This is a genomic window from Syntrophales bacterium (genome assembly GCA_023229765.1).
Classification (GTDB): Bacteria; Desulfobacterota; Syntrophia; order Syntrophales; family UBA5619; genus DYTH01.
On the sequence record JALNYO010000015.1, the window covers coordinates 77021 to 92207 of the forward strand.

14 protein-coding genes are annotated in these 15187 nt (G+C 50.7%); 9 read left to right on the forward strand and 5 right to left on the reverse strand.

All coding sequences use genetic code 11. From position 1 onward, the window contains the following. The 5 genes from hisG to M0P74_09875 form a co-directional block, all read right to left on the reverse strand. Positions 1–873, reverse strand: coding sequence for an ATP phosphoribosyltransferase (gene hisG / locus M0P74_09855; GenBank protein MCK9363882.1), 873 nt, complete (start codon positions 871–873; stop codon positions 1–3). Then, positions 870–1250: a phosphoribosyl-AMP cyclohydrolase gene (gene hisI / locus M0P74_09860; protein MCK9363883.1), complete on the reverse strand. Its 381-nt coding sequence runs from the start codon at positions 1248–1250 to the stop codon at positions 870–872. The genes hisG and hisI overlap by 4 nt, the downstream gene beginning before the upstream one ends. A 116-nt stretch (positions 1251–1366) precedes the next feature. Next, entirely contained in the window at positions 1367–3364 is a 1998-nt protein-coding gene (locus tag M0P74_09865; GenBank protein ID MCK9363884.1) for a 3-hydroxyacyl-CoA dehydrogenase NAD-binding domain-containing protein, read from the reverse strand. A gap of 79 nt (positions 3365–3443) precedes the next feature. Further along, entirely contained in the window at positions 3444–4211 is a 768-nt protein-coding gene (locus tag M0P74_09870) for an SDR family NAD(P)-dependent oxidoreductase (GenBank protein MCK9363885.1), read from the reverse strand. 114 nt (positions 4212–4325) lie between these two features. Then, the gene (locus M0P74_09875; protein ID MCK9363886.1) at positions 4326–5504 is read right to left on the reverse strand and encodes a metallophosphoesterase; all 1179 of its coding nucleotides are present in this window, start codon (positions 5502–5504) and stop codon (positions 4326–4328) included. A 139-nt stretch (positions 5505–5643) separates the two neighbouring features. Between M0P74_09875 and larE the strand changes: the two genes are divergently transcribed. From larE to M0P74_09920, 9 genes are all read left to right on the forward strand, one after another. Then, positions 5644–6459, forward strand: a complete 816-nt coding sequence (larE, locus tag M0P74_09880) for an ATP-dependent sacrificial sulfur transferase LarE (protein ID MCK9363887.1) — start codon at positions 5644–5646, stop codon at positions 6457–6459. A gap of 81 nt (positions 6460–6540) precedes the next feature. Further along, entirely contained in the window at positions 6541–7593 is a 1053-nt protein-coding gene (locus tag M0P74_09885; protein MCK9363888.1) for a methionine synthase, read from the forward strand. Positions 7594–7829: 236 nt separating this feature from the next. Then, entirely contained in the window at positions 7830–8636 is an 807-nt protein-coding gene (locus M0P74_09890) for an ABC transporter ATP-binding protein (GenBank protein ID MCK9363889.1), read from the forward strand. 10 nt (positions 8637–8646) lie between these two features. Then, entirely contained in the window at positions 8647–10539 is a 1893-nt protein-coding gene (locus tag M0P74_09895; protein ID MCK9363890.1) for an AMP-binding protein, read from the forward strand. A gap of 14 nt (positions 10540–10553) precedes the next feature. Next, positions 10554–11438: a branched-chain amino acid ABC transporter permease gene (locus M0P74_09900; GenBank protein MCK9363891.1), complete on the forward strand. Its 885-nt coding sequence runs from the start codon at positions 10554–10556 to the stop codon at positions 11436–11438. 12 nt (positions 11439–11450) lie between these two features. Next, positions 11451–12506 carry a branched-chain amino acid ABC transporter permease gene (locus M0P74_09905; protein ID MCK9363892.1) on the forward strand — a complete coding sequence of 352 codons (1056 nt, stop codon included), beginning with the start codon at positions 11451–11453 and terminating at the stop codon, positions 12504–12506. Positions 12507–12584: 78 nt separating this feature from the next. Next, positions 12585–13730, forward strand: coding sequence for an ABC transporter substrate-binding protein (locus M0P74_09910; GenBank protein ID MCK9363893.1), 1146 nt, complete (start codon positions 12585–12587; stop codon positions 13728–13730). A 72-nt stretch (positions 13731–13802) separates the two neighbouring features. Continuing rightward, entirely contained in the window at positions 13803–14597 is a 795-nt protein-coding gene (locus M0P74_09915; protein ID MCK9363894.1) for an ABC transporter ATP-binding protein, read from the forward strand. Positions 14598–14633: 36 nt separating this feature from the next. Next, complete coding sequence (locus tag M0P74_09920; protein MCK9363895.1) at positions 14634–14981, forward strand: hypothetical protein; 348 nt, start codon at positions 14634–14636, stop codon at positions 14979–14981. The last annotated feature ends 206 nt before the right edge of the window (positions 14982–15187 follow it).

A 15187-nucleotide genomic window follows, 5' to 3' on the forward strand; every position in this document is an offset into this window, starting at 1 on the left:
TTAAATAACCTTATTGAGCGGGTACTCGATTATCCCCTCGGCGCCCGCCTCCTTCAGTTTCGGAATCAACTCGCGCACCATTCCCGAATTGGCGATGGTCTCAATTGCCAGCCACTCCCCGGAGTATAAATGCGAGATCGTCGGCGCCTTCAGGGAAGGAAGAATAGCCACCACCGCGGCAATATTCTCTTTGGCCACATTCATTTTGAGGCCCACCTTGCCCATTGCCTCCAGGGAGCCGTTCAGCAAAACGCGTATCTGCTCGATCTTCTGTTTTTTCCAGGAATCATCCCAGGCATTGCGGTTGGCAATAAGCTTGGTGTTGGTACGCATCAGCTCATGGATTATCTTGAGCTTATTGGCCCTGAGCGTCGTGCCTGTCTCCGTTACCTCGACGATGGCATCCACCAGCCCTTCGACGACCTTTGCCTCGGTAGCCCCCCAGGAAAACTCGACATGGACGTTAATTTTTCTTTCCGCGAAGTAGCGCTTGGTGAAATTTACCAGCTCCGTCGAGATCCTTTTACCCTCCAGGTCTTCAATCGATTGCAGCGGTGAATCTTCACGAACAACCAGAACCCACCGGGCCTGCCTGGTTGAATTCTTAGAATAAATCAGATCCTGGACAAAAACCACATCCGAGTCATTTTCGGTAATCCAGTCCTGGCCGGTGAGACCCAAATCAATCGTCCCATCCTCCACATAGCGGGACATCTCCTGGGCGCGGACCAGTGTGCAGGAAAGTTCATCATCGTCGATATCCGGGAAATAGCTCCGGCTGTCATACGTTATTTTCCACCCTGCCCTCCTGAAAAGATCAACGGTACTGTTTTCCAGACTCCCCTTGGGAATTCCTATTTTCAGTTTATTCATCGATACACTTCCTTTGGATCAAAAACTTTTTCCCCGACAACGGTAAAGTCCCCTCCCCGCTCGTTCATTTTCCGGTAAAAGCAGGAACGGTGCCCTGTGTGACAGGCGGCGCCGCCGATCTGATCAACCTTCAGCAAAACCGTATCATCATCGCAATCAATCCTTACCTCCCGGACAATCTGGAAATTGCCGGATGTCTCGCCTTTCAGCCACAGGCTTTGGCGGGAGCGGCTCCAGTAATGGGCCTTGCCGGTTTCTATGGTTTTTTGCCACGATTCACGGTTCATGTATGCAACCATCAGCACGTCGCCCGTCTCATAATCCTGCACGACAGCGGGCACAAGCCCTTTCCCTTTTTCAAAATCTGGTTCAGTCATCCTTCCCCCATCTCAAAGTAATATTTCCTCTGTCATTTCCATCCCAGCAAGGAAACAGCTGATGTTTATAGTCCATTGAATTCGCTGCGGCAAGCGTTTTTTTGAACACTCATCGCTTAGTAAAAATTTTTGCCGTAGAGCTGCTTGCTTAATCCGATCAGGTCGGCCCATTTCATTGGTCCGCCTTTATCGGCTGGAAAACCTATCCCCCAGATCATCCCTACATCGATCATCCGGACGTCATCCACTATCCGGCGCTCGAGCAGATCACTGCCTACTTGAACCATCGCAGTTAGAATGCCGTTCTGGATTTCCCTTTCGCTCATCTCCCGGGATGGACGTTTTGCAATCAGCGGCAACACTTCCGGATCGACGCTGCCATCCTTTAAAAAGAACCCCTTCCCCGATTTTTTGAGACCAAGCCTTCCCGCTTCCACGACACTTTTAAGAGTCTCCTGCTCAACCCCCATGCCGACAAATACCTTATAGGGGATGTCTATTCCCACTTCATCGGTAAGCCGGATCGGCCCCACCGGCATTCCAAAGCGGGTCATCGCCGTATCTATCTTCTCGATCGCGTTCCCCTCTTCGAGATACTGAAGCGCATTGGTGAGGTTGGGAAAGAGCATCGCATTGACGACAAATCCGGCGTTGTCGCGGCAGACAAGCGGCCGCTTTCTGATCATGCCGACAAAATTAAGCAGGTTGTCAATCGTCTCCCGGGTAGTGTTGTTACCCTGAATTACCTCAACCAATTGCATCAGCCAGACCGGAGAAAAGAAATGGAGGCCGGCAAAGCGTTCGTTATGACTGACAAACGGCGACATGGAGTTGATCGGGAGGGAGGAGGTGTTGCTGGAGATAATGCAGTCATCGCGAACCATGCCGCAGAGTTCCTCATAGACCTGTTTTTTTACCGCAATCGCTTCGAAAACGGCCTCAACGACAATATCCACATCCTTGAAGGCGGAGACGTACTCCGAGACGGTTGTCAGACGGGACATTACTTCATCGACAGGGGTTTTGAGCCGTTTCTTCTCGGCCATCCCTTCGAGCGTCTTTCTGACGAAGGCCCTTCCCGGCTCCAGAGCCTCCGGAATGTCCTTTACCAGAACGGGAATTGTTGTGTTGCGGAGGATATCGATCACGATTCCCCTTCCCATGGTTCCGAATCCAAGGACCGCAGCGCTCCGCAACGGCTTCGGAGTAAAACCCATAGTCATCATCGCCATGGGTTTATCCGTCATCCCCTTCAGAAAAAAGGTATTGATGCTGCCCTTGGCCTCCTTCGACAACACAACCTCGACAAAATTTTTGCGTTCGATCTCCAGCCCCTGCTCCAGCGGAACCTTTAACCCTTCGTGCATGGACTTCAGCGCCAGCATTGGGGCGGGAAGCTCCCGTCCTCTGGTAACCTTCAGGATTCCTTCTTTTGCCAACTGGGCTACGGCATCTATCTGGGAGAATTTCTGTTCCGGTCTTTTCAGGTCAGCCTTTCCCGCGATGATCTCCTCAAGAAAAACCCTGGCCGCCAAAAGCAAATCAGCATCAGCAGGAATCAGCCTGTCAACAATGCCCATCTCGTAGGCCTTCGCCGCCGGCAGCATCGTCCCTCTCAGGATAAGCTCCATGGCCGGATAGCCGATCAGACGGGGGAGCCGCTGGGTGCCTCCCCCGCCGGGAAAAAGACCGACGTTGATTTCCGGCAAGCCAATAATCGTGGTTTTTCCCTCTCTGGCGATCCTCGCCTTACAGGCAAGCGCAAATTCCAGCCCTCCTCCGAGGCAATGACCGTGAATCGCCGCGACCGAGGGAAACTTAAGCGACTCCAAACGGGCAAATGAGCCATGAAAAAGCTCGACGGTGCGCCTTGCCTCAGCGGAGTCAGCTATTTCGGAAATAAGCTTCAAATTAGCGCCGGCCAGAAAATTATCGGGCTTTCCGGAAATAAAGACGATCCCGCGTATGCCCCGGGCGGCTTCCAGTTCGCGCATAATCTCTTCAAAACCGATAAAAGCCTCCTCCGTCCAAGTATTCATCTTTTCGCCGGCGACATCAAAGACAATCACCCCTATTCCGGAATCATCAATCTCCATATTGAAAACCTTGGCCATATTCCCCACCCCCGTTGAGTAAATTGTAACGGATAACTCTGCGAAACTACACGATACTGCCTGTCTGCCTGCGTGTGTTTTATCTGGCCGTCATCCTTAGCGCCCCATCAAGACGGATGCATTCTCCGTTTAACAAAGAGTTTTCCAATATGTGGCGCACAAGCGCCGCGAACTCCGCGGGTCTGCCAAGTCGTTTCGGAAACGGGACCGTCCCTGCCAGTTCCACCCTCACGCTCTCCGGCAGCCCGGCCATCATCGGGGTATCGATCAAACCAGGCGCAATCGCCATTACGCGGATGCCGTAATCGGCGCACTCCCTTGCCACGGGAAGCGTCATCCCCACCACGCCGGCCTTGGAGGCGCCATAAGCGGCCTGGCCGATCTGGCCTTCAAAAGCGGCGACAGAAGCGGTATTGACTACTACCCCTCTTTCCCCCTCCCCATTAGGCTCGTTTTTTGCCATCTGCTCGATCGCCAGCCTTGTGATGTTAAAGGTGCCGATCAGATTAATCCGGACAACCCTGGTGAAAAAATCAAGCGACAGGACGCCTTTTCTCGATAAAATCTTACCCGGATCGCCAACCCCTGCGCAATTGATAGCGACATTGATTGTCCCGAATGCCGCGACCGTCTTCTCGATCGCCGCCCGGGCGCTTTCGTCGCTCGTCACATCGGTATGAGCAAAGATAACATTAGGCCCCAGTTCCGCGGCGATTTTTTCACCCCGTTCGGCAACGACATCAAAGATTGCAACTCTTGCCCCCTCTGCGGCCAGCATCCTGACGCATGTCTCTCCCATCCCTGAAGCCCCCCCGGTAACAACGGCAATCGAATCCTTAATCTGCATTAAATTTATCCTCCCGAGAAAAATTTTATAGAAATTATCTGCCTGGAAAATAAGGCGATATGGAAAAGAAGTCAACGTAAAAATACACCCTCCATCACGCCGGTTGCAGATGGATTATTTGGATAACAGATCTATAACCATGATCTCAGGCGGCGCCAACAGGCGAATAGGCGGCCCCCAGACCCCGGCGCCTCTGTTCACATGCAGCAGAGATTCCTGCGAAAGCTGGTAATCGCCAGCATGGTAAGGAAAGACCAGGTTGGTAACGATGCTGAAGGGAAATATCTGCCCACTGTGGGTGTGTCCTGAAAGTTGCAGCTCGAAAAAACCGATCGCTTTTTTTTCAACATCTGGCCGGTGTTTGAGAAGAATTTTGAAATGGTTGCCCTCTGTACGGGAAAGGAGTTCCCGGTCATCAACAATAACCTTTGCTTCCATGACGCCTCCAGGGTCATCAACGCCGATTAGATCAACCGCCCCGGCGATCGTTGCCGTCCGGTTGCGTAAAAAAACAAACCCGGCTTCTTCCATAAATTCGGTCGCCTTATCAATGCCCAGGTAAAACTCATGGTTTCCCGCAACAGCGAACTTTCCCCATTTTGGCTTGATTTCGCTGAACTGGCGCGCAGCCTCCTCAAGATATGTGCCTCTGCCGTCAACAAGATCGCCCGTAGAAACGACGACATCCGGGGCTGCCTCCCGGACAGCGCGAATTATACCGGAAACATTTCCAGCTTGCAACGCCCCTCCGATATGCACGTCGGAAATCTGCACTATTCGTATTTTGCCTATTTCCTTAGGTATCTTCTCGGAATGGATGGTCAGGAATTCGGTGCGGAGGCTGCCGGCCTCGAATGAACCATAAACTGCCAGAAGAACTGCAACCGCCGCAGGAATCATAAAACGCATCCCGGCCGTGGGAATAAAGGCATCTATATTGCCATTGAATCTGCTCACAACTGCCAGCGCAACAAAATTATACAGTTCAACAAACAGCGAAACAAAGAGAAAAAACAGCAGAAAAGCCATCCAGTAGTAGCCCAGCAACGCAAGGAAACGGACAAGCAAATCGCTTACCCTTCCCTCCAAGGCGCGAATAATCAGCGGGGCCAGGAAACCTGCCGCCAGCAGGAGCAAAAGGATGGCGAAGCCCATCCCTCCCATACGAATGGCCGCCTGAATCCTGAGAAAAAAAAGGAGGTGAAACCCTCCATAGATAAGCAGAAAAAATAACAGGAAAAGCTTCAAATCGAATCCCTTCAAATTATTCCAGCCTGATTTACGCTCAGGCAACTGTTAAAACTCCCCGATCAAAAGCCATAAACTTGAATTCCGGCAGGAAGCATTATCATTTTTTGTTTGCAGAAACATCATTAAAAAGCTATTTGATCTAAAACCGTTTTGCCAAAATGATGTATGGAGATTTTTAAAGATGCAGATTATTAAAGAAAAGCATAGGAAACTGCGCTCTTTGCTGAAAAATACGGGAGGCTTGGTGGTCGCCTATTCCGGCGGCTGCGACAGCACCCTGCTGGCATATGTTGCCAGGGAAACACTGGGAAGCAGCTCCCTTTGCGTGCTTCTTTCCTCCGAGTCATATCCCCAGAGCGAAACGGATCAGGCATTGAATACAGCCGCCGCCCTAGGGTTGTCTGTAATAACCATAACGGAAAGCATGGTCGCCGACCTTGATTTTACAGCCAACACGATCGAACGTTGCTATTTTTGCAAGAAAAGACTGTTCGCAAGATTGTTGGAGATCGGGCGTCAGTACTCTCTTTACTTCGTCGCCGATGGGTCAAACCGGGACGACTCCGATGACTACCGTCCGGGCAAACGCGCCTCAGAGGAACTGGGCGTTATAAGCCCCCTGCAGGATGCAGGGTTTACAAAAGATGATGTGCGGAAACTTTCCCGTCAACTGAACCTGCCGACCTGGAACAAACCGTCCCTGGCCTGCCTCGCCTCGCGAATTCCTTATGGGACGAAAATCGACCCAGCCATTCTTCAGCGCATCGGCAAGGCTGAGCAAATTCTTAAAGAGAGGGGCTTTAATCAGGTGCGGGTTCGACACCATGGAGATATCGCCCGCATTGAGGTGGAAACTACTGAAATAAAACGCCTTGCTGCGGATGAAAATAGATTGGATGTTGAGCGGGAATTCAAAAAATTGGGATACCTGTATGTCACCCTGGACTTGAACGGTTACAAAACGGGAAGCATGAATGCGGTTCTGAAAAGTCAATAGGTGAAATAAAATGTGCTGACTTCCTCATCTGAACAGATATAAATAACAGGCAAACCCTATCAGGGAAAGGAAAATGATCTTATGACCCATATCTTCAACTGCATGGCAACCGCAATTGGCAGCATGCCCAATCTGGACGCCGACGCCGCCCTGGAAATGGCGCTCCGCTATCTTCCCGAGGCGCCGGCATGGCCCCAGCTCCCCCAGAGAGATTACCGGGAGAGAATGGATGTCCAGTACAGCGAGTCGCTACCGGGGCTTATTCTCGATGAAAATATGAAGAAGGTTTCCTTCAACACAGCCGGCGACCTTACCGACGATCTTGAAAAATTCTTCACGCGGTATCTGGAAAAAGACTACGAGTACTTCAGGATATCTGAGTCTTACGCCCTCGGCTTCCATGCTTTCCTGAAGGCGCTGAATAAAGGCGCGGCCGCAAATGCCACTTATCTGAAGGGACAGATAACCGGCCCTCTCACCGCTGGAACGTCGCTGAAAGATGATAACGGAATCGACATCATCCACAATGAAACGCTTTTCGACGTCCTAGTAAAGGGACTGACGATGAAGGCCCTCTGGCAAATCGAAAAACTAAAGCCGTTTGGAAAACCGGTCATTATTCTTATGGATGAGCCCTCCATGGAATCGCTCGGCTCCGCCTTCTCGGCTGTCTCCTCTGACCTTGTCGCGGAAAAAATCAACGAAATAGCCGACGCCATTCATGAAGCGGGAGGCCTTGCCGGCATCCACTGTTGCGGAAATGCGGACTGGTCTATGATATTCAACGCGCGAATCGATATCGTCAACTTCGACGCTTATGAATACATGGAAAAGGTCATGCTTTATCCAGCCGATATCAAGAAATTTACCGAAAGCGGAGGGGCGCTTGCCTGGGGGATTGTTCCAACCGGTTCATACAAAGGTTCAGAAACGCCGGCACTGCTTCTTTCCAAGCTCGATGCCGGAATAAAGTATCTTGAAAAGCAGGGCATCCCTCGTGAAATCATTCTCCGCCAGAGTCTGATCACCCCGGCGTGTGGAATGGGCAGTCTTAACCCTGAAAAGGCCGAAGCAATCCTGAAACTCCTCCAGCAGGTAGCGGAAGGGATGCAGCTTAAAATTGCCGCACGTTAATCGAACAACGCCAGCGGCAATTTAATTATCGGATATAACAAGTTTATCAAAATTAATTCTCAGGTGCGTAAATTTTTCCGAAAATTTATCTTGACAGAAAAAAAATGGAATAATATAAGCCGCCCATCCAAGCATGAAAATACTGCCGCATCCGCGGCTGAGGCCTTTTGGCTAATCTACAGGCAAGCGGCCGCGTAATATCTTGAATGTCAAAACTACTGTACTCAGGAGGCGATGTGACAAATAATCGCGTTGGGGATGAGGTTATCCTGAAGGGCGAGGAGATCACCTTGAGCTTCGGGGGGATAACGGCTCTCATGTCCGTGAATTTCTCGGTGAAAAAAGGAGAGGTGTTTTCAATCATCGGCCCGAACGGCGCCGGTAAAAGCAGCATGTACAACGTAATCAATGGCTTTTACCACCCACAGCGGGGAAAGGTTATTTTTAAAGGCAAAGAGATAACGCACCTCAAACCATTCCAGATCGCCCGCCTGGGCATTGCCCGAAGTTTCCAGAATATTGAGTTGTTCAAGAACATGACTGTTCTGGAAAACATGATGCTCGGGCGCCATATCCATATTAAATACGGTCTTCTGGCCTCGATGCTCTATTTCGGACCAGGCCGCAAGGAAGAGGTAAAGCACCGGAAACGCGTCGAAGACGTCATCGATTTCCTCGAGATTGAACACATCCGGAAAAAACATGTAGGAACATTGCCCTACGGGCTTCAGAAGCGGGTGGAAATGGCCCGGGCGCTCTGCCTGGAACCGGAAATCCTGCTTCTGGACGAACCGATGGCCGGCATGAACCTCGAAGAAACCGAGGACATGTGCCGGTTTATCGTTGATGTCAACACTGAGTGGGGTGTCACGGTACTTCTTATTGAGCATGATATGGGAGTTGTAATGGATCTGTCCGACAGGATGATGGTTCTCGATTTCGGCGAGAGCATCGCCGAAGGAACGCCGGATGAGATCCAGAAAAACGAAATGGTTGCAAAAGCCTATCTGGGGGATTCAGAGGGCGTATTTCTCGGAAGATAACGGGGGAAACATGGCGGCGGATACATTTCCGAAACTATTGATGGAACGGGCCAAGCGGTACGGATCCGGCAAGATTGCCATTCGCGAAAAGGATCTCGGCATCTGGCAGTCATTCACCTGGCAGGAATATCTTGAAAAGGTCAAATATTTTTCCCTCGGTCTGATCAGCCTTGGATTTGAACCGGGCGACAAGATAGCGGTCATCGGCGACAACAAGCCGGAATGGGTTATTGCGGAACTGGCCGCGCAAGCGGCATGCGGATATGGCGTGGGAATTTATCAGGACTCCATCCTCAAGGAAATTGCCCATATTATCAACCACTCGGATGCGAAGTTTGTAGTTGCCGAAGATCAGGAGCAGTGTGACAAGATTCTCGACATGATCGAAGATCTGCCTAATATTAAAAAGGTGATTTATTACGACCCCAAGGGGATGAGCAAATACGGGGATGAGATTCTTGCCCATTTTCCGGACATCATCGCTCTGGGCAGGGAGTACGAAAAAACCCATCCGGGCCTGTTTGAAAAAAATGTGGAAAGCACCAAAGAGGACGATATCTCCTGGATATGCACAACCTCGGGCACAACAGGGCTTCCGAAACTGGCAATGCTGACTCATAAAAACCTTATCTCCATGGCCTCCAATCTCGGAAAATTTGATCCCAAGTATGAGACAGACAATATCGTCTCTTTTCTGCCGCTGCCTTGGGTCGGCGAGCAGATGATTGCCGTTGCCAGCGGGCTTCTTTTCGGAATGACGGTAAACTTTCCGGAAAGCGCCGAATCAGCCCAGGCCGATTTGAGGGAGATAGGGCCCAATGTCATGTTCTCGCCGCCGCGGGTCTGGGAAAATCTTTGCGCCAGCGTTCAGGTAAAGGTGATGGACGCCTCCTGGCTGAAAAGGGCGATCTTCAACGTCTCCCTGCCCATCGGCGAAAAATGGTCAGAGTATAAATTTGCCAAAAAAACCCCCCCGCTTTATTTCACGATTATTTACTACCTCGCCTATTACGCGGTCTTCAAGGCGCTTAAGGATCGTCTCGGTTTCAGCAATATCCGCTCCGCTACAACCGGGGGCGCCGCGCTCGGTCCGGACACGTTCAAATTTTTCCACGCCCTCGGCATCTCCTTGAAGCAGATCTACGGACAGACGGAAATAGCCGGGATATCCTGCGTGCACAAGGATAACGACATCAATCCGGACACCATGGGTCAACCGATTCCGGAAACTGAAATGAAAATATCGGAAACCGGGGAGATCCTCTCCAAGGGGCCGGCGGTTTTTGCGGGATACTATAAACAGCCTGAGGAAACCGCAAATACGGTCATTGACGGATGGCTGCATTCCGGCGATGCCGGTTATCTTACCCCGGATGGTCATATCGTCGTTATTGACCGCATCAAGGACGTCATGAGCCTGATCGACGGGGTCAAGTTCTCACCGCAGTTCATCGAAAACAAGCTGAAATTCAGTCCCTACGTCAAAGAGGCGGTAACCGTCGGTCACAACCGCGATTTCATCATCGCCATGATCAGCATCGATTTCGGAATTGTTGGCAACTGGGCGGAACGTCACCGAATAAACTTCACCACCTATACCGACCTCTCTTCAAAACCGGAAGTCATCGACCTGATCCAGAGTGAGGCGGAAAAGGTAAACAAGGGCCTTCCGGAAAACGCCCGGATCAGACGCTTTGTCCTGCTTTACAAGGAGCTCGACGCCGATGACGATGAGTTGACCAGAACGGGCAAGGTCCGGCGGCATTATGTAGAGGAAAAATACGCTGAAATCATTGAAGGAATGTACTCCGGCAGTGATTCAATCAAGATAGATGCGACGATAAAATTCCAGGATGGTAAAACATCCACCATTCATACCGTCATGGCGGTTAGAAACGTCTAAGGGGAGATAAAAATATGGAACAGGTAGTGCAGTCGCTCATCAGCGGCATCGTCGTCGGCAGTATTTACGCCTTGGTAGCCTTGGGATTCGTGCTGATTTACAAGTCAACTGCGGTCATCAACTTCGCCCAGGGCGAACTACTGATGTTCGGGGCATATATCTGCCTGACCCTTGTCACAACTATGAAACTCCCCTTTCTCCTTTCTTTTGTTGTTACCCTGCTTGCGGCTGCCATGCTTGGCTTCCTCTTGGAGCGGCTTTTTCTGAGGCCCATGATCGGCGAGCCGATCATCTCCGTCATCATGCTGACGATCGGCCTGGCAAGTTTGATGCAGGGTTTTATTCATGTTATCTGGGGCTCGGATACGATGGTTTTTCCCGCCATTTTTTCTCCCGAGCCGGTGCGCTTCCTGGGAATCGCCATTTCCCAAGTCTATATTTACAGCGTTCTTGCCGCGATAATTTGTCTGGTTTTATTTAATCTCTACTTCCGCTTTTCCAGCTCCGGAATCGCCATGCGGGCGGTCGCCAATGACCAGCAGGCGGCGCAGGCAATGGGCATCAGCATCAGCAAAATCTTCGCCATCGCCTGGGCGATCGCGGCAATCGTCGCCGGCATCGGCGGCATCTTGATCGGCAATATCAACGGCGTCAATACGAGCCTCAGTTCATTCGGCCTCAAGGTTTTCCCCGCCGTGATTCTGGGAGGCCTGGACAGCATCCCCGGCGCCATCCTCGGCGGGTTCATTATCGGCTTGCTGGAAGCCTTGAGCGGGATTTACCTCGATCCGATTTTTGAAGGCGGGACAAAAGAGGTCATGCCGTTTATCGTTCTGGTGATAATCCTGATGATCAAGCCTTATGGACTATTCGGCACGGAAGAGATAGAAAAGATATAGCGGAGGAATTCAATGGCAATAAAATGCGGCGTTTTTAAAACTACTTATGAAGATGACGAAGCAATCTGGCAGACAAAGGTGTCCAAATTCTGGATCGCCGCCCTCATCGTCTTATTGATCCTTTTCCCGTTTGTTTTTCAAGGATCGAAATATTTGCTGCACATAGCCGACAGCGTGCTGATTGCCATCATTGCCGCCTTGGGCTTAAACATCCTTACCGGTTTTACCGGGCAGATATCACTGGGGCACGGGGCATTTATCGGCGTGGGCGCCTATGCTTCCGGTTATTTCATGAACCAGTTCGGCCTGCCTTTTTTTGCCTGCCTGCTGATTGCCGGATTCATCACCGCCATCGTGGGAATGGTTTTCGGCATTCCGTCACTTAGGCTCAAGGGGCTATATCTCGCGATCGCGACCCTTGCCGCACAGGTCATTCTTGAATTCGTCTTTATCCGCTGGCGCAGCGTAACCGGCGGCAGCCAGGGACTGCTCGTTGCGCCGGCAAGCATCGGCGGATTCGAGTTTAACAGCGAATTCAAATTTTACTTTCTCGCCTTGGCCTTTGCCATTCTCGCCGTCCTTACCGCCAAGAACATCGTCCGCACGAAACCGGGCCGTGCTTTCATGGCCATTCGCGACCGCTATATATCGGCAGAGATCATCGGCGTCCCGCTTTTCCAATACAAGCTCCTCGCGTTCGGCATCAGTTCCTTTTTTGCCGGCGTTTCCGGAAGCCTGTGGGCTCACTATATCGGGATCATCACCCCGGAACATTTCAATGTCGTGGTTTCCATCCAGTACCTTTCGATGATTATTATCGGCGGTCTGGGAAGTATCTACGGCACAATCCTCGGCACCATTTTCATCGTTTTGCTGCCGGAGATTCTCAGGGCGATAAGCGGGTCTCTGTCCTCCAGTTATCCGATACTGATCGACATATTTAACGCGCTACGCGAGGGTATATTTGGCCTCGTTATTATAATGTTCCTTATTTTCGAGCCGGACGGGCTTGCCCACCGGTGGAAAATGATTAAAAACTACTGGAAGTTATGGCCATTTTCCTATTAAGGGAAGGCCTGTTGTTGAAGTGATGTTCAGGCGGGGGCAACTCCAAATTTAACGGAAAAACAATATAAGGAGGGTAGTATGAAAAAGGTTCTGTTGGTTGCTTTATCGTTTTTATTGCTCAGTGGTGTCTCTTTCGCGCAGCAGACAATCAAGATAGGCGGTATCTTCGATATAACCGGCGCCACCGGTGACGTCGGGGCGCCTTATGCTGTTGCAGCAAGGGAGTACATCAAATATGTCAACAAACATGGCGGCGTCAACGGCAAACAGATTGACCTGATCGATGTCGATTATGCCTACAAAATCCCGCAGGCCGTTTCCGCTTATAAGGAAATGACTTCAAAGGGCGCGATCGCCATCCTCGGCTGGGGAACAGGCGATACTGAGGCCATGGCGCCGATGGTTGCCAAGGACAAGATTCCGTACATCTCTGCTTCCTACTCCGAACACCTTGTCTTTGAAAAAACGCCTTATAATTTCATCGCCGGCGCCTCCTATTCCGATCAGGCGAGACTCGCCCTGCAGTGGATCAAGGACACCTGGAAGGATAAAAGCCGGGCCCCGAGAGTAGCGTTGCTGTACAATGACACAGGTTTCGGTCGCTCGCCGATTCAGGACGCCGAGGATTTCGCCAAAAAAATCGGCGTCGAAATTGTTGACAAGGAAATAATCGGTCTGCGCGATCTCGATGCCACAACCCAGCTTCTCAACATGCAGAAGAAAAATGCCGACTACGCCATCAACCAGCATACCCTGATGGCAACCGCCACGATCCTCAAAGATGCGAAAAAACTTGGCTTGAAGACAAAGTTCATCGGTCTGAACTGGGCCTTCTCCGAAACATTGATCAAAATGGCTGGCGATGCGGCCAATGGCTTCATGGCACCGATGCCATTCGCCTTCTGGACGGAAACGAATCTCAAGGGCGTCCAGTTAATGCACAAGGTTCACAAGGAAATTTCCGGCAATGATGAACCCCAGCCGGTAAATTACACCCAGGGGTTTATCTCTGCCTATCTGCTTGTCGAAGCGCTGAAAAAGGCGGGCACCAATCTGAGTGGCGAGGGCATCAAAAAGGTCCTGGAGTCCAACAAGTTCGACATGATGGGGCTCAGTGCCGACATTGCTTATAAATCCGATATAAGAAAACCCAACATGGCTGCAAAGATGTATGTTATCAAAAACGGCAAGATCGAACCCTTGACCGCTTTATTGAAGTATTAATTGTTCCTGGAGCAGGCAGGATACCCTGCCTGCTCCTTCCTCACAAAAAAGACTACACGACGGAGCCGTCCTATGCTGAAAATCAATAATGTTGAGGTCATATACGATGACGTTATCCTTGTCCTGAAAGGGATGTCCCTGGAAGCCAAAGAGGGGCAGATAACAGTTCTCCTCGGCGCTAACGGCGCCGGGAAGACTACAACCCTTAAGGCTGTATCAGGATTGTTGAAGTCTGAAGAGGGCGAAGTCACGGACGGCTCCATAGAATTCATGGGAAAGAAGATCAACAATAAAGATGCCGAGGACATCGTCAAAATGGGGATCTCCCAGATTATGGAAGGAAGAAGAATATTCAAGGACCTGACCGTTACGGAGAACCTCATCGCCGGCGCCTATACCCGCAAGGACCGCAATAAGGTAAAGACGGACATTGATCTGGTATTCGACTACTTCCCCAAGCTCAAAGACCGGAAGAACCAGGTGGCCGGGTATATGAGCGGCGGCGAGCAGCAGATGCTTGCCATCGGCCGGGCTTTAATGGCCCGCCCGAAGCTGATGCTGCTCGATGAACCTTCCCTCGGACTGGCTCCCCTGCTGGTGAAGGAGATTTTTGAAATCGTTAAGAAAATTTGTCATGAAGAGAAAACAACCATCCTGCTGGTTGAACAGAACGCCAATCTGGCGCTTTCCATCGGCGATTACGGATACGTAATGGAAATGGGAAAGGTCGTTCTCGACGGCGAGTGCTCAAAATTGAGAGAAAATGAGGATGTCAAGGAGTTCTATCTGGGGCTTTCCGCTGTCGGCGAGAAAAAGAGCTTCAAAGACGCCAAGCATTACAAAAGAAGAAAAAGATGGCTTTCCTAAAAACCCTTTCCGAAATTCTTGGACACGTCTCTATGTATGATTCGAAGAATCGCGAAAATCCTTGCCGAAATGAAATCTATCCGGGGAATTCTTGATCATCCTACGGATCTCTCGGAATTTCGAGAACGTCCGACACCACGGTTGATTGCCGGACTGATACTGATGGGATTCAGTTATCTTATCGGTTGGCCGGCAGTGACCGTATTGACCATTCTTGCTGTTCATTTGCGCGAGCCCCTGATCGCCATCATCGGCTGTCCAACGACCTATGGTATTTCCTGCCTGGTTTTTTTTATAGGCGCGGGGTTAGCCCGTGCCCCCCATTACATGGGAGTCCTAACAAGATATGCCATTGGGAAACTCTTTTTGAAACTCCTCCGATAGGAGTATGTTGGACGTTTCTGCTGTAATATGATGATGCAGTCATTCCTCTCTGAACGGTTGAGTTTTACAGAATGGGCGTAAAATTTTTCCTATATGAGGTAATTGCAAAACTCCCCATTCTTGTCATTCCCGCAACGATTCTGAGCGGGAATCTGGTTCTAACTGCTTGAAAAACCATATTCCCGATAGAGACATTCGGGAATGAC